Raw genomic sequence first — 20,209 nt, 5'->3', positions numbered from 1 at the left:
ATGTCTGTCCGAATGTAAATAACTGCTTTTACAGCGGATGATGCCCGTCCCGATCATCGTTAGTTCGCCGCCACCTGCGACGAATCGCGCACCATCCCCCAGGCGCGGTTTTGCAACACGGTGCGATAGCCGTCGCGGTCGACGAAAGTGACGCCATTCATCTCCCAGTAAGGGTTAAACGCCGTGACCCGCAGAAACCCGGCGGCGTCCATGGCGGCGCACTGTGCTTGCCATTCCGCCTGCTGTGGGTAATACAGCACCAGCAAATCTTCATCTCCTGGCGAGGGAGTGACGGGATGGTGGCGGCAGTGGGTGAATTCCAGATGCCAGCCCGCGTCGGGCGCGCCGAGCATTATCCCGCTGAATCCTTCATGATCGGTAAAGCTACCGAGCTGCTCGAGTCCCAGCCCGGCGCAGTACATGCTGGCGGTGGTGCCCAGTTCGCTGACCGGTCTGGCAATGCGCAGATGACAGAACGACATAATGACTCCTGTAAGGCGTAGGCCGGGTCAGGCGCAGCCCCCACCCGGCAAAAAAGCGGCATCATAGCCGCGACCTGCCAACCTGCCAACCTGCCGACCTGGCGCCCGGCGGCGCTGCGCTTGCGCGGGCCTACGGACCGCAGGATCCCATTAGCCTGAAAGCGCAGCTCTGTAGGCCGGGTCAGGCGCAGCCGCCACCCGGCAAAAAAGCGACGTCATGGCGCGACATGGCGAAAAGCGATTTTGTCACTCGGTTTGATACTGTAGCGGCAAAACGCCGCTGCGTTTGTCGGGAAGAGCTCTGGTGTGCCTCATGCCAGTGCATCGCGGTTTCCTTTTTCAGCTTAGTCGTTCGCCACACTTTGCAACAGCTTGCGCCACTCGCTCAGGGCGGGGGCGCTCAAGCCACTGCGCCAGATGAGCTGGGTGGTCGCCTCGCACAGCGGTTCGCTAAGGCAGTTTGCGGGAAGCGTCATCAGCGACAGCACGCTCTGCGGCAGCAGGCCGGCGTAGCGCCCGGACGCCATGCAGGCGAGCATGCTGTGATAGGAGTTGACCTCATGCACCTCGACGGCTGCCTGCTGTTCCGCCAGCCAGCGTTCTCCCAGCGCGCGGTAGCTGCATCCATTGGCAAATGCCGCGAACCGCAGCGGACCCGGGGTCTGCGGACGGACCAGCATCAGGGTTTCATGAAACACCGGGATAAATGCCAGCTCGGCAGGACAGGCCGGTTGACCATCGGCCCCAGGCGGCAGGCAGACCAGTGCGGCATCGAGGGCGGCGGTTAACACCCCCTCGGTTAACTGGCGGGTCGGTTGGGTGATGAGGGTGATATCCACCTGCGGGCACTGCTGTTGGAAGCGAGTAAGCAGCGGCGGCAGCCGGCTGGCGGCGGTCGCCTCCATCGCGCCCAGACGCAGGCTGCCGCCTGGGGTTGTTGGATGCAGAGCCTGCTTTGCCTCTTCCGCCAGGCTCAGGATCCGCCGGGCATAGCTGAGAAACTGCACGCCTGCCGGGGACAACACCATTTTTTTGTTGCCGCGAACGAAGAGCTCAACGGCAAGCTCTTCTTCCAGCTGCTGAATGCGGGTCGTGATATTGGACTGTACGCGGCCCAGCCGTTTTGCTGCCTGGGTGACGCTCTGCGTTTCTGCCACCTGAATGAAGATCTCGAGTGTGCTGTGGTTCATATTTTTCTTCTCAATATGATAATGATGTTGATCTTATCATCTTTAAAGGAGATGGTAAGCCTCCGGCATCGTTAATGCATGAGGAAACCATGAGCAACCCGCTGCTTTCGCTTCTTGATATTGATTATCCCCTGATTCAGGCCCCGATGGCGGGCGTCTCCACCCCCGCGCTGGCTGCCGCGGTAAGTAATGCCGGCGCGCTGGGCTCGCTGGGGCTAGGCGCTTCAACCGTTGCCCAGGCGGAAACGATGATAGCGGCTACCCGCCAGCTGACGGACCGTCCGTTCAATGTCAATCTGTTCTGTCATGCGCCGCCCCGGCGCGACGCCCGGCGGGAAGCCGACTGGGCAACAACATTACGCCCCCATTTTGCCCGCTATGGCAGTACGCCCCCGGATTCGTTAAAAGAAATCTATCAGACATTCATCGGTCATACGCCGATGCTGGAGCTGCTTCTCGACCTGTCGCCGGCGGTGGTGAGCTTTCATTTTGGCCTGCCTGCGCGCGAGACGATCCAGCGCCTGCAACAGCAGGGGATCGTCACCCTGGCGACAGCAACCTCGCTGCAGGAGGCGCTGGTCATCGAGCGCGAGGGAATTGACGTGGTGGTCGCTCAGGGCTATGAGGCGGGCGGACACCGGGGGATCTTTGCCCCGCAGGAGCCTGACGCGCAGCTGAGCACCTTCACCCTGGTGCAACTTCTGCGGCAACGGCTGACCATCCCGGTGGTGGCCGCCGGGGGTATTATGGACGGGGCGGGGATCACCAGCATGATGCAGTTAGGTGCGCAGGGCGTTCAGCTTGGCACGGCATTTTTACTCTGTCCGGAATCGGCGGCCGACGCCGGTTATCGCGCGGCGATCGCCAACAGCATCGATGGACGTACGGTGCTGACCTCCGCGATATCCGGGCGTCCGGCACGCTGTCTGGCGAATGCCTTCTGTGCGCTGGGGGAAGCCTGTCCGGCGAGCGCCGTGCCGGATTATCCGCTGGCGTATGATATCGGCAAAGCGCTGGCCGCCGCCGCGAAAGCCCAGGGCGTCCATGAGTATGGCGCCCACTGGGCCGGGCAGGGGGTGGGGTTGATCCGCGAGTGCGACGCCGCCAGCCTGGTTCGTCAGCTGGCGGCAGAGTGCGGCTGGAATTAATGTCTGACGTTTAGCGACGGTGGGCGAGGCTGCGCACCAGCCGATCGCCGGCCATTTGCACGCCCTGGACCATCGCCACCAGGATCAGCACCGTGCCAAACATCACTTCATTATTAAACCGCTGATAGCCGTAGCGGATGGCGAGGTCGCCGAGTCCGCCGCCGCCGATCACGCCGGCCATGGAGGAGAAACCAATCAGCATCACGATGGTCAGCGTGATCCCGGCCAGCAGCGTTGGCAGGGCCTCCGGCAGCAGAGATTTAAAAATCACGTGCCAGACGTTGCCGCCCATCGACAGAATGGCTTCGATTCTCCCGTAGTCCACCTCGTCGAGCGCGTTTTCCGTCAGACGGGCAAAGAACGGAAAGGCGCCGATGGTCACCGGTACGATGGCGGCGGTGCTGCCCAGCGTGGTGCCGACGATCAGGCGGGTAAAGGGGATCAGGGCGATCAGCAGCACGATAAACGGCAGCGACCTGCCGATGTTGATCACTGCGCCTAACAGCGCGTTCAGTTTCGGCATTGGCGCCAGCCCGTTGGCGCGGGAAATAAACAACAGCACGCCGGTGGGCAGCCCGATCGGCACGGTAAACAGGGCCGCCAGGCCCACCATATAAAGCGTATCCAGCGTGCCGTCGAGTAATAACGGCCACAAATCTTCCCAGCTCATGCTACTCCGCATAATGGCCTCCCCTGAACGCCGTGACGGGTAAGAAAATCCTGTTCAGCCTGCGGGTCGTGCAGCAGCGACTGGCGCAGCCGCGACCATGGGGTCACCAGCAGGTCGGCGAGTTTTCCGCTCTCGACAATCTCGCCCTGTTCCAGCAGCGCCGCGTGGTCACAAATGGTTTTCACCACCTCAAGCTGGTGCGTAATCAGCACAATGGTCAGATTAAGGCGCTGGTTAATATCCGCCAGCAGGGCCAGCACCGAGGAGGTGGTCTCGGGATCCAGCGCACTGGTCGCCTCATCGCAGAGCAGCACCTCCGGCCGGGCGGCCAGCGCCCGGGCGATGCCGACGCGCTGCTTTTGCCCGCCGGAAAGCTGCGACGGGAAAGCGGCGGCCTTTTCGCTGAGATCCACCAGTTCCAGCAGTTCGCGCACCCGGGCCTCGCGAGCGGCCCTCGGCACCCCGGCAATCTCCAGCGGCACCGCGATGTTGTCGGCGACGGTGCGGGCATGCAGCAGATTGAAGTGCTGGAAAATCATCCCGGTGCGCAGGCGATAATCCCGCAGCGCCGCCTTGTTCAACTGGGTAATATCCTGTCCGTTCACCAGAATGCGGCCCGAGGTGGGCCGCTCCAGTAAATTGAGACAGCGGATGAGCGTACTTTTGCCGGCGCCACTGCGCCCGAGAATGCCGTATATTGCCCCTTTCGGTATCTGCAACGCGATATCGTTCAGCGCCGGTCGGCCGGTTCCGGCGTAGGTTTTGCTCAGCCCTTCGATGGTTATCATGACTGAGGGGCCACCGGGATCACCGAGCCGTTGTAGGTTTTACGGATAAACTCCGCCACCTGCGGCGAGGTCAGATCTTTCGCCAGCGCCTTAATGCGCGGGTCATTCGCCAGGGCTGGGGTGGTTACCAGAATATTGGCGTACGGGTTATGCTCGGCGCTTTCCAGTCCCAGGGCGTCTTTCGCTGGCACCAGGCCGGCTTCCAGCGCGTAGTTACCATTAATCACCGCCAGGTCGACATCGTCGAGGGAACGCGGGATCTGCGGTGATTCAATCTCCAGAATCTTCAGGTGTTTCGGGTTCTCGACAATATCCTTCGGCGTCGCCAGGGTGGTGGCCGGGTCGGTAAATTTGGGGTCCAGCTTAATAAGCTTCTGCGCCTGCAGCAGGAACAGCGCCCGGCTCAGGTTGGTGGTGTTATTCGGCACCGCCACGGTGGCGTTTTCCGGCAGTGATGAGAAATCTTTATGTTTATGCGAATAGATCCCCAGCGGCTCAATATGCACGGTGGCCGCGACGGCGAAGGTTTTACCCAGCGCTTTCTCCTGATCCTTCAGATAGGGCACATGCTGGAAGTAGTTGGCATCCACATCGCCACTGGCCAGCAGTTCATTGGCGTTGACCCCGCTGGTCAGTTCCACCACCTTCAGATCGAGGCTGGGATCGATTTTTTTGATGTAGTTGAGGATCTCCGCGTGGGGAACCGGGTCCGCGGCAACGCGCAGCGCGGCAGCCTGGGCAGACGTCCATGCCAGAGAAAGAGACAGTGCGACCCCTGCCAGTTTAAAAGCGGCATATTTCATGGTGTGTTCCTTTTTAGTTATGGTTAAACGATCAATTGCTCGGCGCGTTCGCGAAACACGTCCTGATAGTAGCGTTCCGCCACGTCCGGATGGGAACGCAGACGGCCCTTGAGATAATTCCAGCCGACATCGCGCAGCAGCGGATTGTGCGGGTCGCTGTCCGGACCTCGCGCTTCACGCGCCAGCTCGGGCGGCAGGGTGTAAACCGGCACCACCGCGTCAAGCTGGGCGCCGAGGAAGAAAGCGATGGAGAGGCGCTGCTGCTGCGCCGGTGGCGACACCACGCGATGGACGGTGGCGCGCAAATACCCGTTGGTCGCCAGCTCCAGCAGTTCGCCAATATTGACCACAAAGCTGCCGGCCAGCGGCACGGCGTCGATCCATTGTCCTGGCGCGACCTCTACCTGCAGTCCTTTCTGCTCGTCCTGCAGCAGGAAGCTGAGAAAACCCGAATCTTTATGGGCGCCGACGCCCTGGCTGCTTTGGGTTTCCTGCTGGCCGGGATAGCGGATCAGTTTGATATGCTCGTTGGGTTTGTCGCCATAGAGCCGGTCAAAGGCATTCTCCGGGAGCTGCAGGGCTTCGGCAAAGGCGCGCAGCAGGCGGATGCCCACCTGGGTCATTTGCTGTTGCCAGTGAAGTAATACCGGTTTAAGCGACGGCAGGGCGGCAGGCCACAGATTCGGACCCTGCAGGCGCTGCCAGCGCGGGGCGTCGTCGCTGAGGGTCAGCGCCGGACGTTCGGCGCCGATATCAAACTGCTCTCGCCAGTCAGGCTGGCCGCGCGTCAGCTCTGAGGCCGCGCGGTTATAGCCGCGAAAATGGGGGGAGTGGATCATCGCCACCTGCTGTTTTTGCGCCTCATCGAGGGCAAAAAAGCGCTGGGACTGGCGCTGAACTTCATATTGAAGCGCGTCGTCGACGCCGTGGTTGATCAAATAGAAGAAGCCGATGTCGCGGGCGGCATGACGCAGGTCGGCCAGGAAGGCCGCTTTATCCGCGGGGTCCGCGTAGCGGGCCAGGTCGAGAATCGGCAGGGTGGTCGCGTTCATTGTGTTCTCCGAAAACGGGGTAATAAGTTATGGGTTGATTCAGGTTCAGGGTTCGGGCACAACAGCAGCGCATGGTGATTTCCTCTGTCCGGGGCTGAACACAGCTTGCCTCAAGGCCAAATAAGCAACCAATAACGTTATTTTCTAATTTATGACCGCGCGGGGTTCAGTGCTTTTGCGTTAAATAGATATAGGCGCGAAGCGCGTAATGAAGCCAGTTGCGCCCGTCGTTTAGAGCCAGTAAGGTAGGCGCACTTTTTAAATGCGGAACGGACGTATCGTAATGCACAGCTCGAAAGATCCCCTGCACGGCGTGACGCTGGAAGCGCTGCTCAATGCCCTGGTGGCGCGCTATGGTTGGGCGGAAATGGCCCGCCAGGTCAACATTAACTGCTTTAAAAGTGATCCCAGCATTAAGTCCAGCCTGAAATTCCTCCGCCGGACGCCGTGGGCGCGCAAAGAGGTGGAGGCTATGTATCTCGCCTCCCTTGATGATGACGCGCCGGTGGAGAAAGCGGATCCCTGGGCAAACTGGCAGAAAAAATAACCCTTACCACAGGACACCATCATGCAGAGCTGGAGCAGTAAAGATTTCACCGCCGACCGCGCGTGGGGCGCGCTGGATATTGCCAATTTTTCCGGCACCACCGTGCGTCTGCACTGGACCGACCAACCCTATATCTGGCACATCAACGACGGTCAGGAGGTGTTTGCCGTGATGGATGGTCAGGTGGCGATGCATGTGAAGGTCGACGGCGAGGAGCAGGTGATCATGCTGAACGCCGGCGATATCTTTTACGCCGAGGTGGGATGCGAGCATGTCGCTCATCCGCAGGGGGCGGCGCGTATTCTGGTGATCGAGAAAGAAGGGTCAGTCTGATCCCTCCGGCGGGCGATTCTTAGCCCGCCCTTTCATGACCGGTCAGACTCAACATACCGCGTTGATATAAATCACTTATCCAGCTTTCGATATATTTAATTCTTGTTTGCCATTCCCTTCATCCCAGCACTATCTTTTATCGCAGGCGCCTGACCAGGCACAATCGCGGGAGAGATTATGGCCACTTTGCAGTGGGACCACGCAGTACAGTTTGTGAATCAGCCGGAAGCAGCGATTGAAATCTTTGCCGACCAGCAGCTGCGGGCGGTGGCCGGAGGGCGACATCCGGGGTGGGGAACCCGTAATGCGCTGAGCTATTTTGGCCTGACCTATATCGAATTTCTCGCCATTTCTGACCCGGACGAACTGCGCGCCGCGACGGACAGGTTCCTGCTTTCGCGGGATGCCGAGCGGTTGCTGCCGGAGAACGAAGCGCTGTTTCGGGTGGCGCTGCGCAGCGACGACATCGACGCCACTCACGACCAGTTGCGTCGCACAGGGGTGACAGTGTCACCGATTGTCGATGGCCAGCGCAACGATCCGCAGGGCAATATCATCCGCTGGCGGATCTTCACCATCGATGGCGACACTGACGGGCTGGTCTATCCCTTTGTGCTGCAGTGGGGAGAAGACGATGCCACCCGGCTGGCGCGGCTGCGCGCCCAGGCGCTGGACGTGCCGCACCCGCTGGGCGACATTGTGCTTGAGCAGGCGGTATTCGAGGTGGTCAATCCGCAGGCGGTGCGCGACCGCTGGCAGGCGCTGCTGGGCTTCCCGCCACAGGGTGAGCAGGGGCTGGACGTGGGCGGCCAGTGGTTTACTTTCCGTGAAGGACCCGCCAACCAGTTGACCGAGCTGGTGTTTCGCGTCGCCAACCCGGCGCTTAAGGGGCAGCGCTTTCGTGTCGGCAACGGCGTGTATCGCTTTACATAAAGGTTGACTTTAGCGTGCCGTGGCGCGCAGGGCCCCCGGCGGCTGGCCGGTGATGCGTTTGAAAGCCCGGCTGAAGGCCGCCAGCGACTGATACCCGAGGCTGAAGGCGACTTTTTCCAGCGCCTGGCCTTCGTGGGTGATGTACTGCACCGCCAGCCGCATGCGCAGCTCGGTGAGATAGCGGGCGGGGGTGGTGCCGGTGGCGGCGAGAAAACGCTCGGCGAACAGCGAGCGCGACAGCCCCGCCTCCCGCGCCAGATCTTCCACTTTCCAGTTGACCCCCGGGCGCTGATGCATGGCATAGATGGCTTTTGCCAGCCGGGGATCGCGCAGGACCTGTACCCAACCGGTGGCGTTGCCACATCCGCACGCGACCCAGCCACGGACAATCAGCGCGGCCACCACGTCTGCCAGCCGGGCGAGGATCCCGGCATAGCCTGCCTGACGGGTGAGGGATTCCCGTTCCATCGCCGAGAGCAACGGCTGGATCTCCGGCCAGGTGTTAAGCAGGCTGCTGACCCGCATCACCTCGGGCATGGCCTTCACCAGCGGCTGCATACCGCCGAGCTCAAAATCCATACAACCGCTGAAAATGACGGCGCGCTCCGGGCAGTCCGGGCGGCCGCCGGCGTTGATACAGCTTACCGTGCTGCACACCGTTTCGCTGGGCAGCTGCGCCACATTGACCACCGTGGCCTGCGGATCTGAGAGCAAGGCGTGCCCGTCGCCGTTGGGAATAAACAGCGCATCGCCGCTCTCGAGGGTGAACTGTTCTCCGCTGGCCATGCGCAGCAGCACCGGCCCGCGGCTGATGAAATGGAACTGGGCTTTACCCGCCACGGCGCTAAAGCCGACGCCGAACGGGCGGGCGGTTTCGATGCGTCGGTAGTTAACGCCGGAGAGGCGCATCCCGCGTAACAGTTCGCTTGTCAGGTCGATGGTCGGCTGGCTCATAGCAATTCCGGACGAATAATCAATAACTGGAGAGTATGCATCATATATCGTCCAAAGGTAAGTCCCTAAGATGACCGGGATGTTAATAAAACTGGAGAGATGTATATGAGTTCCTGCATAGCTGCTGACGCGAGCCTGTCTCCCGCCAAACCGGCCTGGCGCGCCGTCTATGCCCTGGCCCTCGGGGTGTTCGGCCTGATCGTGGCCGAGTTTCTGCCCGCCAGCCTGTTAACGCCGATGGCCAGCAGCCTCGGCGTCAGCGAAGGGATGGCCGGGCAGGCGGTCACCGCGACGGCGCTGGTGGCGTTAGTCACCGGCCTGCTGATCGCCACCGCCACCCGCAATATCGATCGCCGCTGGGTGCTGATGTTCTTTTCCGTGCTGCAGATAGTCTCCAGCCTGATGGTCGCTTTTGCCGGTTCGCTGGCGTTTCTCCTGCTGGGCCGTCTGCTGCTGGGGGTCGCCATCGGCGGCTTCTGGGCGATGTCCACTGCCACGGCGATGCGTCTGGTGCCGGCGGCCCATGTGCCGAAGGCGCTGGCGATCATCTTTTCCGCGGTGTCTGTCGCCACGGTGGTGGCCGCGCCGCTCGGCAGCTACCTCGGGGAGCTGATCGGCTGGCGCAACGTGTTTATTCTCTGTGCGATACCCAGCCTGCTGGCGCTGCTCTGGCAGCTGTGGGTGCTGCCCTCCATGCGCCCGGAGAGCGTCGGGACCTTCTCCACGCTGTTCAGGGTGCTGCGCCGTCCCGGTATGCTGGGCGGCATGCTGGCGACAATCCTCATTTTTAGCGGCCATTTCGCCTTCTTTACCTACCTGCGGCCGTTCCTTGAGACCGTGGCGCAGGCCAGTGTCGAAGGGGTTTCGCTGATATTGCTCGGCTTCGGTATCGCTAACTTTATCGGCACCTCGGTGGCGAGCTATCTGCTGAGCCGTAGCCTGCGTCTGACCCTGGCGCTGGTGCCGTTGATGATGAGCGTTCTGGCGCTGCTGATGGTGACGTTCGGCCATCTGACCGTGCTGGACGGGCTGCTGGTCGCCCTGTGGGGATTTGCCTTCGGTCTGGTGCCGGTGGCCTGGTCCACCTGGCTGGCTACCACCGTGCCGGATGAAGCAGAAAGCGCGGGGGGTCTGCTGGTCGCCTCTATTCAGCTGGCCATCAGCGCCGGGGCTGCCGGCGGCGGGGCGGTGTTTGATTTGCACGGCGCCAGCGGCGTCTTCACCGGCAGCGGTCTGCTGCTATTGAGCGCGATGGTGATTGTCTTCACCGCCGTGCGGGTGAAACCGGTCGCCAGCGCTGACCAGCCGGTGACGGGCCGATTATCCCGCGAGATCGATAACTAAATTGGCCGACAGGCTGCGGGAGCAGCACAGCGCAATATGCTGCTCCGCGGCCTGTTTTTCCGCCGCCGACTGCACGGTATCCCGGTGGTCGACGGTTCCCTCGCGCACCGGCGTCAGGCAGGCGCCGCAGATCCCCATCTCACAGGAGAGCGGCACATCGACGCCATGCTCCTGTAGCACCTGGGCGATGGTTTTGTCCCCTGGCACCGGCCAGCGCTCCCCGGTTGAGGCGAGGGTGATGGTGAAGGTACCGTCCGCCGCCGAGGCTACCGTTGGGGCGGTCAGCTGGAACGCTTCGCTGTGCAATTGTTCCTCTCCCCATCCGGCCGCCCGCGCGGTATCGCGTACCCGGGCCATAAATCCGGCCGGACCGCAGAAGTAGACCCGGGTGTCGGCGTCCGGCGCCCCCAGATCCTGCGCCAGCCGCTGGCGCGGACTCTGCCCCTCGTCTGAGCAGTGGATCTGGCAGATTCCACCGGTTAGCTGGCGGGCGATCTCGGTGGCGAAGGCGGCCTCCTGCGCACGGCTAACGTAATAGTGCAGCGTAAAGCTGGCGCCGGACGCCGCCCGGGCGTGGGCCATCGCCAGCAGCGGCGTAATGCCGATCCCGGCGGCGAGAAGCACCACATGGCCGCCCTCGTGCAGCGGAAAGTGGTTGCGCGGGGCAGAGATCATCAGCGGTTGTCCAGGGCGCAGGGTGTCGTGAATATAACGGGAGCCACCGCGAGACTGCGACTCGCGGGCGATGCAGAGCAGATAGCGATCCCGTTCGGCCGGGCTGCCGGTCAGGGAGTACTGACGGATCAGCCCGCAGGGAAGATGGAGATCGATATGGGCGCCGGGTGTCCACGCCGGCAGCGGTTGCCCCTCGGCGCTCACCAGACGAACGGCCAGGTTTTTCGCGCCCTGGCGCCACAGGCCATCGACCACTACGGGGAATATGTCGCGCATATGACCTCCACTCATACCAGAAAGAAATCGCCAAAACCCATCTTCTTCAGCCCGCGCCGGTAGGCGATGGAGCTGCGGTCTGCCGGAATATGCGCCTCCAGGGTCAGATCCAGCGGCAGCCGCTCCGGACGCTGGGTCTCGACCATCAGGCGGTCCTCTTCAAACACCCGCAGGTTGAACGCATGTACGTCTTCCACCGGCACGTGCAGGTCGAAATTGCGGGCAATAGGGGCAAACATCCGCGTCACCCGGGACGACACCGGCGAGGCGGCGTTCATGATCACCAGCTTCGCATCGGCAGGGAAATGGATGGTCAGCGTGGCGGTGAACGGCAGATGCATTTCAAAGTGACGCAGCCACTGGAACCCATCCGGCGCGCGGAAATCGGAGCTGGCCGGGTAATTGCCCACCGAGCTCCAGTAGTCGGCAACAAAGCCGAACGGCGTCTCCTGCGGGGTGTAGTCCGGCACCTGCTGGTTGTCCGGGTCGGCAAACGTATCGGTGTGGATCCATGCGAAGTGGGCGACATCGAGAAAGCCTTCGACCTGGCGGCCGGCAAAGCCCTTTACCTCGAAGGCCGGGCAGTTGATTTGCTGAAAGCCGGCGTCGTCCCAGTGCGGCATGGTCGGTAACGGCGGCGGATTGTCCGGATCGCAGGCCAGGCAGGTCCAGATCAGCCCGTAGCGCTCCTCCACGGCGAAGCTGGTGAGATGCAGTTTGGCCGGAATGGGTTGCCCCGGACTGGAGGGGATGCGGTTGCAGCGGCCATCCTCGCCAAAGCGCAGGCCATGATAGGGGCAGACGATGCCTTCCTCTTCATGAAACCCCAGGGTCAGCGGCACCCCGCGGTGCGGGCAGACGTCGCGGGCGACTACCACCTGGCCTTTAATACGATAGATAACCAGCTGCTCGTCCAGCAGGGTAGCTTTCACCGGGGCGCCGGCAATATCGCAGGCGCGGGCCACCGGGTGCCAGCAGCGGGCCAGCCGCAGCCAGTCTTCCGGGTCAAAGGTGCAATGGGCGGGGGGCGTGGGGGTGGTTGTCTTCATGATTTCTCTTCCTGCTCACATCGGTGATTGTTTTATTGTTGTGAGATTATTGTTGTCATATTAGGGTGTTCACATCCATCACCATTAATTCACTCTGCTGTTGCAAAAAAGAGTACAGGGGTGCCATGAGTCCATTTTCCCGTTTCGCGCACTATTTTATCGCCGTAGCCCGCTGCGGCAGCTTGCGCCGGGCCGCCGAGCAGCTGCATATCTCCGCCTCGGCAATTAACCGTCAGATCCTGCAGGCCGAGGAGGCCTTCGGCACCCCGTTGTTCGAGCGTCTGCCGGAGGGACTGCGGATGACCACCGCCGGTGAACTGCTGTATGACAATCTGCTGCGCTGGCAAAAGGAGTTTCGCCAGACCCGGCAGAAATTTGATGAGCTGCAGGGGATGAAGCGCGGAAGCGTCAGCGTTGGCATGGTGCAGGCGCTGGCGGAAGGGGGCTTCGCCGCCGCGCTGGCGGAGATCATCACCAGCTGGCCGTGGCTGGAGCTGGATCTGCAGGTGGCCGACAGCCACACCGTCAGCCAGAAAGTGCGTCAGGCGGACCTGGACGTCGGCCTGATCCTCGATCCGCAGGGCCAGGCCGGACTCAGCGTGTTGGCCTTCGCCGAACTGGAGGTGGGGATTGTAATGCGTCCGGACCATCCCCTGGCGGGGGCGAAAGCGCTGTCGTTGGGCGAGCTCAGCCTCGAGCGGCATATCGTGCCCGGCGCGCCGCTGATCGTCCATGAGCGGGTGGCGCTCCTCTATCGCCACCATGACTTTGCGCCGGAGAATACCATCAGCTGCAATGATATCCGGCTCATCAAGTCGCTGGTGCTGCGCGGCAGCGGCGTGACGCTCCTCAGTCTGCTCGACGTGCTGGACGAGGTCCAGCGCGGACAGCTGGCCTTTATCCCGCTGCGCAGTACGCTGCTGCGACCGCTGACCCTGGCGCTGTGTACTGCGCCCTCGCGTCAGCTTTCGCGGCCCGCGCAAATGGCCATTCAGACGCTGAGTGCGGTGATTGAATCCATGGCGACGGTCAGCCCAGCGGCCCGCTGAGGATGGTGTCGCACATGCCGTTGATAATGCGCTCCCCGGTCTCCTCGCGCAGCTCCTGGTACCAGGCTTCGGTGAGCTGCATATCCTTCCCGTGGGTGATATCGCAGCGCTTGCGCGCCTTCAGCACCAGGTCACGAACCCGGTCGCAGCGCTGGGTCTCGTACTCGCGCAGGGCGGCCGCAATATCGTGGGTCTGGCGGAAAACGGCGCCCAGCACCACCGCATCTTCCATCGCCGCGCAGCCCCCCTGGCCAATATCCGGGGTGGTGCTGTGTCCGGCGTCGCCGAGCAGCGCGACGCGGCCGCGCACCAGGCGGCTGAACGGTTCGATATCGTGAATTTCAATACGGTTGGTGGTCTGCGGGTCGAGGGTGGCGATAAGCTGCTGCACCGGCGGCGCCCAGCCGGCAAAATAGCGGCTGAGGTCGGCGCGCAGAGTGTCGCGATCCTCCGCCAGACCCGCCGGCAGCGGCACATCAAAGAAAAAATAGAACCGGCCGGCGGAGACCGGCATCAGCGAGACACGCTTGCCTTCGCCGACAAAGGTCGTCCACTGGTCGCCGGGAGCCAGCGCTTCATCTATCTCCACCAGACCGTTCCAGTTGACGTAGCCGGCGTAGCGGCGCTGCGGGGTAAAGCCCAGCACCCACGGACGCAGTGCGGAATGGCTGCCGTCGGCGGCAATCAGTAGATCGCCGCTGGCGCGGCTGCCATCGGTAAACCACACCGTCACGCCGTCGGCGTCTTCTTCACAGCGGGTGACGCGTTTGCCGAACTGCACGCTGTCCCGTCCCCAGTAATCCAGCATTTCTCGCTGCAGCTCTGCCCGGGAGACCGGGCAGGGGCGGCTGCCGGTGCGTTCGATCAATGGCGTGAGGCTGAACTGGGTCATGTTCTCGCCGCTGCGGAAATCGCGATACGCCATCCGACGCAGCGGCCCGCCGAAGGTCTCCATGATGTCGCCCATGCCGAGGTGGGTCATGCACTTCACGCCGTTGGGCCACACGGAAATCGCCGCGCCGACCGGCTTGATCTCTTTCACCGCTTCATAGACATCGCAGTCGATCCCCGACTGTTTGAGCGCCACTGCCGCACTTAAGCCGCCGATGCCGGCGCCAATCACGATTGCTTTCATTTTTTTCTCCTTCTCCCGATGTTGTGACTGACTACAGCAATTTGCGTACCAGTTCGCCGGAGGGAGGAAAACCGCCTGCTCTAGACACAGAGAGAGGTCGTGACGCACCGCATCGGTGCAATGTGACGAATTGGTTGCCTTTTTATGAATCAAAAGTTTCTCAATGTTGCGTTAAGAATCTATTGTTTCAACGGTCTGGTTCAGCAGCGGCGGGAAGATATAGGTAAAGAGAGTGATTTAAGTTAATGATTATGAAGGGTTAATAAAATTTTCCGATCGTTTTTGTCGCCTCTGGCCTGCTTTGTGCACTAGCCCATGCACTTCTCTTTGCTACGGGATAACACCATGTCTGACGAACATCACAGCGGCCTGCTTTACGGCCTTGAACAGCGGATCCCACCGCTTCCGGCCTTTTTCAGCGCCCTCCAGCATGTGCTGGCGGGCCTGGTGGGGATCATCACGCCGCCGCTGATCATCGGCGCTACCCTCGGGCTTGGCGACTGGCTGCCGTATCTTATCAGTATGTCGTTGCTGGCCTCGGGCATTGGCACCTTTCTGCAGTCCAATCGGGTATGGGGCGTTGGCGCCGGGATGATCTGCATGCAGGGCACCAGCTTCGCCTTCCTCGGCGTGACGGTGGCCGGAGGGATGTGGGTAAAAGCGCAGGGCGGCGGGCCGCAGGATATGATGGCGATGCTGTTTGGCGTTAACTTTGTCGCCGCTCTGGTGCCGGTGATTGTCAGCCGCTTTATCGAACCGCTGAAGAAAATCTTTACTCCCATCATTACCGGCAGCGTGATTGCGCTGATCGGCATCAGTCTGATCAAGGTCAGCGTCATCAACTGGTGCGGTGGGGAAAAGGCAGAGGATTTCGCCAGCATGAGCAACATCGCGCTCGGGGCGGGTACTCTTGGGGTTATCGTCCTGCTGAGCTGCGCCAAAAACCGCTGGCTGCGGCTCTCCTCGGTGGTGGTGGGCATTGCCGTGGGCTGTGTGGCGGCAGGGCTGAGCGGTCAGTTCCATCTTCACAGCCTTGGCGACACTCTGTTTCGCCTGCCGACGCTGTTTCCGTTCGGCTTTCAGTTTAACAGCGCGATATTTCTGCCGGTCGCCCTGGTGTCGCTGGTCTGTATTCTGGAGGCGGTAGGGGATCTGACGGCCAACTCGCTGATTTCGCAACAGTCTATTGACGATCGCGCTTTTCGTAACCGGCTGAAGGGCGGTATCCTGGCGGACGGCGTCAGCTGTATGGTGGCGGCCATGCTCTGTGCTTTTCCGAACACCACCTTCGCGCAGAACAACGGCGTGATCCAGATGACCGGGGTGGCCAGTCGCTATGTCGGGCGCTACATTGGCGTGATTCTGATCCTGCTTGGACTGTTTCCCCCGGTAGGCGAACTGCTGCGGCAGATCCCGGCGCCGGTGCTGGGGGGCGCCACGATGGTGATGTTTGGCTGCGTGGTGGCGGCCGGGATCCGAATTATTACCCAGACTCCGCTGACTCGTCGCGATGTGCTGATTGTGGGTCTGGCGTTTGGCGCTGGCCTTGGCGTGGAGTCAGTGCCGGCGTTTCTAAGCCATTTTCCGCCGATGGTCGGCGATCTGTTCGGTTCAGCAGCCACCAGCGGTGGGCTGGTAGCGATAGCGCTGAACCTTATTCTGCCGCAGGAGCAGGCGGCGACGAAAACGATAAGGAGTCAGGATGATCGCGCTGAGTCAGTTTAACAGCCTGAGTAAAAATGAGGCAGTGGGGCTGCTGGCCCCCTGCGTGGCGATCCCGGCCTGGGGCGAGACGCTGGTGAGCTTGCGACCTTTCGCCAGCCGTCACTCGCTGCTGCAGGCCGCCCGTGAGGCGATGGATAACTGGAGAGAGGATGAGCTGAACGCAGCGCTCAGCGCCCATCCGCGGATCGGTGAAAAGCCGACCGGCGACCAGGCGCATGCGGCGCTGTCGCGCCAGGAACAGTCGGCGGTGGACAGCGAGAATGAGCGGCTCGCGCAGGCCCTGCGGGAGGGCAATGCCCGCTACGAGGCCCGTTTTGGCCGGGTGTTTTTAATCCGTGCCAAAGGGCGCAGCGGCGAAGCGATTTTGCAGGCGCTGACGCGTCGGCTGCAGCATACCGCCGATGAAGAAGTGGCTGAGACGCTTGTTCAGCTGCGGGAAATTACGATGTTAAGACTGGAAGGAGTGATTGGCGAATGAGTACCCTGAGCACCCATATTCTGGATATTTCCACCGGCACGCCGGCGGAAGGCGTGACGGTCAGCCTGAGTCGAGAGGGCGAGACGCTGGTGACCCTGGTGACCAACGCCCAGGGGCGTATCGCCACCTTTAGCGCCGCGCCGCTGCCGGCGGGGCGCTATTGCTTAACGGCGGAAACCGGGGCGTGGTTTGCCCACGCCGGGCGCGAGAGCGTCTTTACCCGGGCGCAGATTGATTTTGTTATCGGCGAGGCGGCAGATGACCATTTCCATCTGCCGTTTCTCATCGCCCCGGGCGGGTGGTCGACCTACCGCGGCAGCTAAATCCGGCTGCCCGTTGCCGGGCGGCGCTGCGCTTGCCCGGCCTGGATCGTTACGGAGCAGGCAGAGACAGCTCGTAGGCCCGGTAAGGCGCAGCCGCCACCGGGCATGTACAGGTGTCTCCGGCCACCATCCTTCCTGTTTTATCCCCACACAAGGATAATTATTCTCCTATCCCCACCAGGGGATAATCTTGACATTATCCCCATCAGGGTATAAAACCAAGTTTATCCCGACAGGGGGATAAATGATGGTGAGGAACAAGGCGATGAATTCCCCGCAGATATACAGTCCCGTGCAGCTGGCCAGCTACCTGAAGCTGCTGCGCCAGCAGAATCACTGGACCCAGGATGCGCTGGCCAGGCGGATCGGCATTAAGCAGGCCACGCTGTCCAATTTTGAAAATCACCCCGACAAAACCACCTTAACCACGCTGTTTAAGATCCTCCAGTCGCTGGGGGTGGTGATGACGCTGAACGCCAAAGCCACAGAGACGGCCCCGGCTCCTGATAACAACACGGACCTTGACTGGTAATGGCGACGCTTACCACCTGGATGAACAATGTGCGCGTGGGAACCTTAACCCGCCAGGCTAACGGGGCGCACAGTTTTCGCTATGACGAAGAGTGGCTGCGCAGCCCGCGCGCCAGACCGCTCTCGCTCTCGCTGCCGCTGCAGTATGGCAATATCACTGCCGATGCGGTGTATCACTATTTTGATAACCTGCTGCCCGACAGCCCGCAGGTCCGCGACCGGATCGTCAGGCGCTATCAGGCGCGCTCAAAGCAGCCGTTCGATCTACTGGCCGAAGTTGGGCGCGATAGCGTAGGGGCGGTAACCCTCCTGCCGCCGGGGGAAGAGGCGCATCTGGAGGCGTTGCGCTGGCAGACGCTGGACGAGGCGCAGCTCACCTCTCTGCTGACCGCCTACCAGTCGGATATTCCCCTCGGGATGATTACCGGCCAGGATGATTTCCGTATCTCGGTGGCTGGCGCCCAGGAGAAAACGGCGCTGCTGCGAATGGGCGATCACTGGTGTATTCCGCAGGGCACCACGCCGACCACGCATATCATTAAGCTGCCGATCGGCGAGATAAAGCAGCCGAATGCGACGCTGGATCTGCGTGAAAGCGTGGATAACGAGTATCTGTGCCTGACGCTGGCCAGAGAACTTGGCCTGGCGGTGCCGGAGGCGGAGATCATCACCACCCCGCGGATCCGCGCGCTGGCGGTGACCCGCTTCGACCGGCGCTGGGCGCAGGAGGGGCGGGTGCTGCTGCGTCTGCCGCAGGAGGATCTGTGTCAGGCCTTTGGTCTTCCTTCAGCGATGAAATATGAATCTGACGGCGGGCCGGGGATCGCCGCGATGATGTCTTTTCTGCTGGGCTCCAGTGAAGCCCTGAAAGACCGCAATGACTTTATGAAGTTCATGGTCTTCCAGTGGCTGACGGGGGCGACGGACGGTCACGCAAAAAACTTCTCAATTTACCTGTTGCCCGGCGGCAGCTACCGCTTAACACCGTTCTACGACATTATTTCGGCGTTTCCGGTGCTGGGCGGCACGGGACTGCATCTGCGCGATCTGAAGCTGTCGATGGGGCTCAATGCCACAAAAGGGCGGAAAACAGAGATTAACGCCATCTATCCGCGTCATTTTATGGCGACCGCCAAAGCGGTGAATTTTCCTCGGGAGCAGATGCTGGCCATCCTCCAGGAGTTTGCTGAGCGCGTGCCGCAGACTATTGAAAGCGCTCGCCGGACGCTGCCGGCGGACTTTTCCACCCACGTCTGGCAGGCCATTACAGAGAATGTGCTGAAGCTGCACGCCCGCCTGCAGCAAGGGCTGCAGGCGTTATAGCGAAGCCGGCTGGTGGTTAGCTCTGCGGTTGCCCCCAGCGGCTGCGCAGATAGTTGACCGCCTGTCGGGTTTGCGGCTGATTGAGGTTATTTTCGCGGAACAGGATCGTGCCATGGATCTGCGGCAGGGTTTCATTAAGGTCGAGCTGCTTTTTCAGCTCCGGCACGCCGCCATCCACCGTCCAGTCAGGCTCATTTTTGGACGGCTCACCCACTTTGTACAGCGCCACGCCGATATACAGCCGGGTATGCGTCGGCTTAACCACCTCGGCCCACCAGTTGGCCAGCACATCGTAGCGCGCGGCATCGCGGGCAAACGGCCAGTAGATCTGCGGGGCGATGTAGTCGAGCAGTCCCTGCTGCACCCAGCTGCGGGTATCGGCATAGGACTCATCATAGGCGGCGGCGCCCCGGGTATCGGACCCCGCCGGATCGTGCGAGCGGTTGCGCCACACCCCAGCCGGGCTCACGCCAAACTCGACGTTCGGATTGAGCTTTTTGATGGTGGTGGAGACCTGGGCTATGAGCTGCTGGGTGTTATGCCGGCGCCAGTCGCCCTTCGAAGCGTAACCCTGCCCGTAACGGCGGAAGGTTTCATTGTCGTTAAGCGGGGAAGCGGCGGTTTCGGTGTAGAAATAGTCATCGAACTGCACGCCGTCAATCGGGTAGTTCTGCACCACTTCAGCGACGATGCTGGTGATCCAGTCACGCACTTCGGGAATGCCCGGGTCGAGAACAAAGCGATCGCTGGCGGTGCGGATCCAGTTACGGTGCAGGACGAACACGCTGGCCGGCACCTGCGTGAGGGTGTTATTCAGCTCGGCAACGGTCGACGGTTTGGTGTTGACCGAGACACGATAGGGGTTAAACCATGCGTGAACCTTCATACCGCGTTTGTGCGCTTCATCCAGCATAAACTGCAGCGGATCGTAGCCGGGGTATTCGCCGATTTTGCCGGTCAGCATATCTGACCACGGCAGGATGTCCGACCGCCAGAGCGCGGTACCGTCCGGTTTCACCTGGAAAAAGACGGTGTTGATCCCCAGACGCTGCAGGTTATCGAGTTTGGCGATCAGCGCCAGCTTTTGCTGGGTGATGCGGCTTTCCGGCGTACTGGCGATAATCGACCCGACCGGCGGCCAGTCAAGGCGCGAAACGGTGGTGAGCCACACGCCGCGCACAGGCTCCCGGTGCGTCTGACCGGCTTTGACGGCAGCAGTGTTCGGCGGCGTGACAAGGGATTTAGGGGCTTTACTGGTGCAGCTAAACAGCATGCCAGCGGCGATGAGCGCCGCACCGGCCAGCGCCACTTTGCTGGCTAAGGGGAATCGACGAGAATGGCTGATGATGAACTCCCGTGTACTCAGATCGTCGCGTGTAAGAGCTATTCTCTTACGATTCG

The 20,209-nt window shown here is 61.6% G+C and carries 22 protein-coding genes; 11 read left to right on the top strand and 11 right to left on the bottom strand.

What is annotated here, in order from left to right:
* Positions 1-59: 59 nt before the first annotated feature.
* Together LGL98_RS12945 and LGL98_RS12940 are read right to left on the bottom strand one after the other, a co-directional pair.
* On the bottom strand, positions 60-482 hold the full coding sequence (locus tag LGL98_RS12945; RefSeq protein ID WP_136034177.1) for a VOC family protein: 423 nt from the start codon (positions 480-482) through the stop codon (positions 60-62).
* Positions 483-826: 344 nt separating this feature from the next.
* On the bottom strand, positions 827-1,672 hold the full coding sequence (locus tag LGL98_RS12940; RefSeq protein ID WP_136034178.1) for a LysR family transcriptional regulator: 846 nt from the start codon (positions 1,670-1,672) through the stop codon (positions 827-829).
* 89 nt (positions 1,673-1,761) lie between these two features.
* Between LGL98_RS12940 and LGL98_RS12935 the strand changes: the two genes are divergently transcribed.
* Entirely contained in the window at positions 1,762-2,820 is a 1,059-nt protein-coding gene (locus LGL98_RS12935) for an NAD(P)H-dependent flavin oxidoreductase (RefSeq protein ID WP_226651741.1), read from the top strand.
* Between the two features lie 10 nt (positions 2,821-2,830).
* On the opposite strand, the gene LGL98_RS12930 is transcribed toward LGL98_RS12935, so the two are convergent.
* Genes LGL98_RS12930 through LGL98_RS12915 form a run of 4 tightly spaced genes read right to left on the bottom strand, consistent with a single transcriptional unit; the run spans position 2,831 to position 6,133 of the window.
* Complete coding sequence (locus tag LGL98_RS12930) at positions 2,831-3,490, bottom strand: methionine ABC transporter permease (RefSeq protein WP_168435414.1); 660 nt, start codon at positions 3,488-3,490, stop codon at positions 2,831-2,833.
* Entirely contained in the window at positions 3,487-4,278 is a 792-nt protein-coding gene (locus LGL98_RS12925; RefSeq protein ID WP_136034183.1) for a methionine ABC transporter ATP-binding protein, read from the bottom strand. The genes LGL98_RS12930 and LGL98_RS12925 overlap by 4 nt, the downstream gene beginning before the upstream one ends.
* Positions 4,275-5,081: a MetQ/NlpA family ABC transporter substrate-binding protein gene (locus tag LGL98_RS12920; protein ID WP_002904638.1), complete on the bottom strand. Its 807-nt coding sequence runs from the start codon at positions 5,079-5,081 to the stop codon at positions 4,275-4,277. Before LGL98_RS12920 ends, LGL98_RS12925 begins: the two co-directional genes overlap by 4 nt.
* A gap of 23 nt (positions 5,082-5,104) precedes the next feature.
* On the bottom strand, positions 5,105-6,133 hold the full coding sequence (locus LGL98_RS12915) for an isopenicillin N synthase family dioxygenase (RefSeq protein WP_049014130.1): 1,029 nt from the start codon (positions 6,131-6,133) through the stop codon (positions 5,105-5,107).
* Between the two features lie 283 nt (positions 6,134-6,416).
* On the opposite strand from LGL98_RS12915, the gene LGL98_RS12910 reads away from it, so the two are divergent.
* The 3 genes from LGL98_RS12910 to LGL98_RS12900 all read left to right on the top strand — a co-directional run bounded on the left by LGL98_RS12910 (position 6,417) and on the right by LGL98_RS12900 (position 7,946).
* A complete protein-coding gene (locus tag LGL98_RS12910) occupies positions 6,417-6,680 on the top strand; it encodes a VF530 family protein (protein WP_002904643.1) in 264 nt (87 codons plus the stop codon).
* 21 nt (positions 6,681-6,701) lie between these two features.
* Entirely contained in the window at positions 6,702-7,013 is a 312-nt protein-coding gene (locus LGL98_RS12905) for a cupin domain-containing protein (protein WP_004205936.1), read from the top strand.
* A gap of 177 nt (positions 7,014-7,190) precedes the next feature.
* Positions 7,191-7,946: a VOC family protein gene (locus LGL98_RS12900; protein WP_136034185.1), complete on the top strand. Its 756-nt coding sequence runs from the start codon at positions 7,191-7,193 to the stop codon at positions 7,944-7,946.
* A gap of 9 nt (positions 7,947-7,955) precedes the next feature.
* Here LGL98_RS12900 and LGL98_RS12895 read toward each other — a convergent pair whose 3' ends face one another.
* Positions 7,956-8,900 (bottom strand): AraC family transcriptional regulator, encoded by a 945-nt coding sequence (locus LGL98_RS12895; RefSeq protein WP_136034187.1) that lies wholly within the window; start codon positions 8,898-8,900, stop codon positions 7,956-7,958.
* Between the two features lie 105 nt (positions 8,901-9,005).
* Here LGL98_RS12895 and LGL98_RS12890 point away from each other — a divergent pair, with 105 nt between their 5' ends.
* Positions 9,006-10,244, top strand: a complete 1,239-nt coding sequence (locus tag LGL98_RS12890; protein ID WP_136034189.1) for an MFS transporter — start codon at positions 9,006-9,008, stop codon at positions 10,242-10,244.
* On the opposite strand, the gene hpxE is transcribed toward LGL98_RS12890, so the two are convergent.
* Positions 10,221-11,195: a molybdenum cofactor-independent xanthine hydroxylase subunit HpxE gene (gene hpxE, locus LGL98_RS12885; RefSeq protein ID WP_168435404.1), complete on the bottom strand. Its 975-nt coding sequence runs from the start codon at positions 11,193-11,195 to the stop codon at positions 10,221-10,223. The two genes, LGL98_RS12890 and hpxE, sit on opposite strands and share 24 nt — an antisense overlap.
* An 11-nt stretch (positions 11,196-11,206) precedes the next feature.
* Positions 11,207-12,244, bottom strand: a complete 1,038-nt coding sequence (gene hpxD / locus LGL98_RS12880) for a molybdenum cofactor-independent xanthine hydroxylase subunit HpxD (protein WP_032103218.1) — start codon at positions 12,242-12,244, stop codon at positions 11,207-11,209.
* Positions 12,245-12,369: 125 nt separating this feature from the next.
* Here hpxD and hpxR point away from each other — a divergent pair, with 125 nt between their 5' ends.
* A complete protein-coding gene (gene hpxR, locus LGL98_RS12875) occupies positions 12,370-13,293 on the top strand; it encodes a LysR family hpxDE operon transcriptional regulator HpxR (protein WP_136034194.1) in 924 nt (307 codons plus the stop codon).
* Here the strand turns inward: hpxR and hpxO are convergent.
* Positions 13,274-14,428, bottom strand: coding sequence for an FAD-dependent urate hydroxylase HpxO (hpxO, locus tag LGL98_RS12870; protein ID WP_136034196.1), 1,155 nt, complete (start codon positions 14,426-14,428; stop codon positions 13,274-13,276). The genes hpxR and hpxO overlap by 20 nt on opposite strands.
* 345 nt (positions 14,429-14,773) lie before the next feature.
* On the opposite strand from hpxO, the gene LGL98_RS12865 reads away from it, so the two are divergent.
* The 5 genes from LGL98_RS12865 to LGL98_RS12845 all read left to right on the top strand — a co-directional run bounded on the left by LGL98_RS12865 (position 14,774) and on the right by LGL98_RS12845 (position 18,808).
* Entirely contained in the window at positions 14,774-16,153 is a 1,380-nt protein-coding gene (locus tag LGL98_RS12865) for a nucleobase:cation symporter-2 family protein (RefSeq protein ID WP_136034198.1), read from the top strand.
* Entirely contained in the window at positions 16,131-16,631 is a 501-nt protein-coding gene (gene uraD / locus LGL98_RS12860) for a 2-oxo-4-hydroxy-4-carboxy-5-ureidoimidazoline decarboxylase (protein ID WP_136034200.1), read from the top strand. The genes LGL98_RS12865 and uraD overlap by 23 nt, the downstream gene beginning before the upstream one ends.
* Positions 16,628-16,954 carry a hydroxyisourate hydrolase gene (gene uraH / locus LGL98_RS12855; protein WP_136034202.1) on the top strand — a complete coding sequence of 109 codons (327 nt, stop codon included), beginning with the start codon at positions 16,628-16,630 and terminating at the stop codon, positions 16,952-16,954. The genes uraD and uraH overlap by 4 nt, the downstream gene beginning before the upstream one ends.
* Before the next feature lie 265 nt (positions 16,955-17,219).
* Complete coding sequence (gene hipB, locus LGL98_RS12850; RefSeq protein ID WP_136034491.1) at positions 17,220-17,486, top strand: type II toxin-antitoxin system antitoxin HipB; 267 nt, start codon at positions 17,220-17,222, stop codon at positions 17,484-17,486.
* On the top strand, positions 17,486-18,808 hold the full coding sequence (locus tag LGL98_RS12845) for a type II toxin-antitoxin system HipA family toxin (RefSeq protein ID WP_136034204.1): 1,323 nt from the start codon (positions 17,486-17,488) through the stop codon (positions 18,806-18,808). The genes hipB and LGL98_RS12845 overlap by 1 nt, the downstream gene beginning before the upstream one ends.
* A 16-nt stretch (positions 18,809-18,824) precedes the next feature.
* On the opposite strand, the gene LGL98_RS12840 is transcribed toward LGL98_RS12845, so the two are convergent.
* Complete coding sequence (locus tag LGL98_RS12840; protein WP_136034206.1) at positions 18,825-20,117, bottom strand: glycoside hydrolase family 10-like protein; 1,293 nt, start codon at positions 20,115-20,117, stop codon at positions 18,825-18,827.
* Between the last annotated feature and the right edge of the window lie 92 nt (positions 20,118-20,209).

Origin of the sequence: Klebsiella africana (genome assembly GCF_020526085.1) — a bacterium.
GTDB lineage: Bacteria > Pseudomonadota > Gammaproteobacteria > Enterobacterales > Enterobacteriaceae > Klebsiella > Klebsiella africana.
This window is presented reverse-complemented; position numbering and strand designations above follow the sequence as displayed.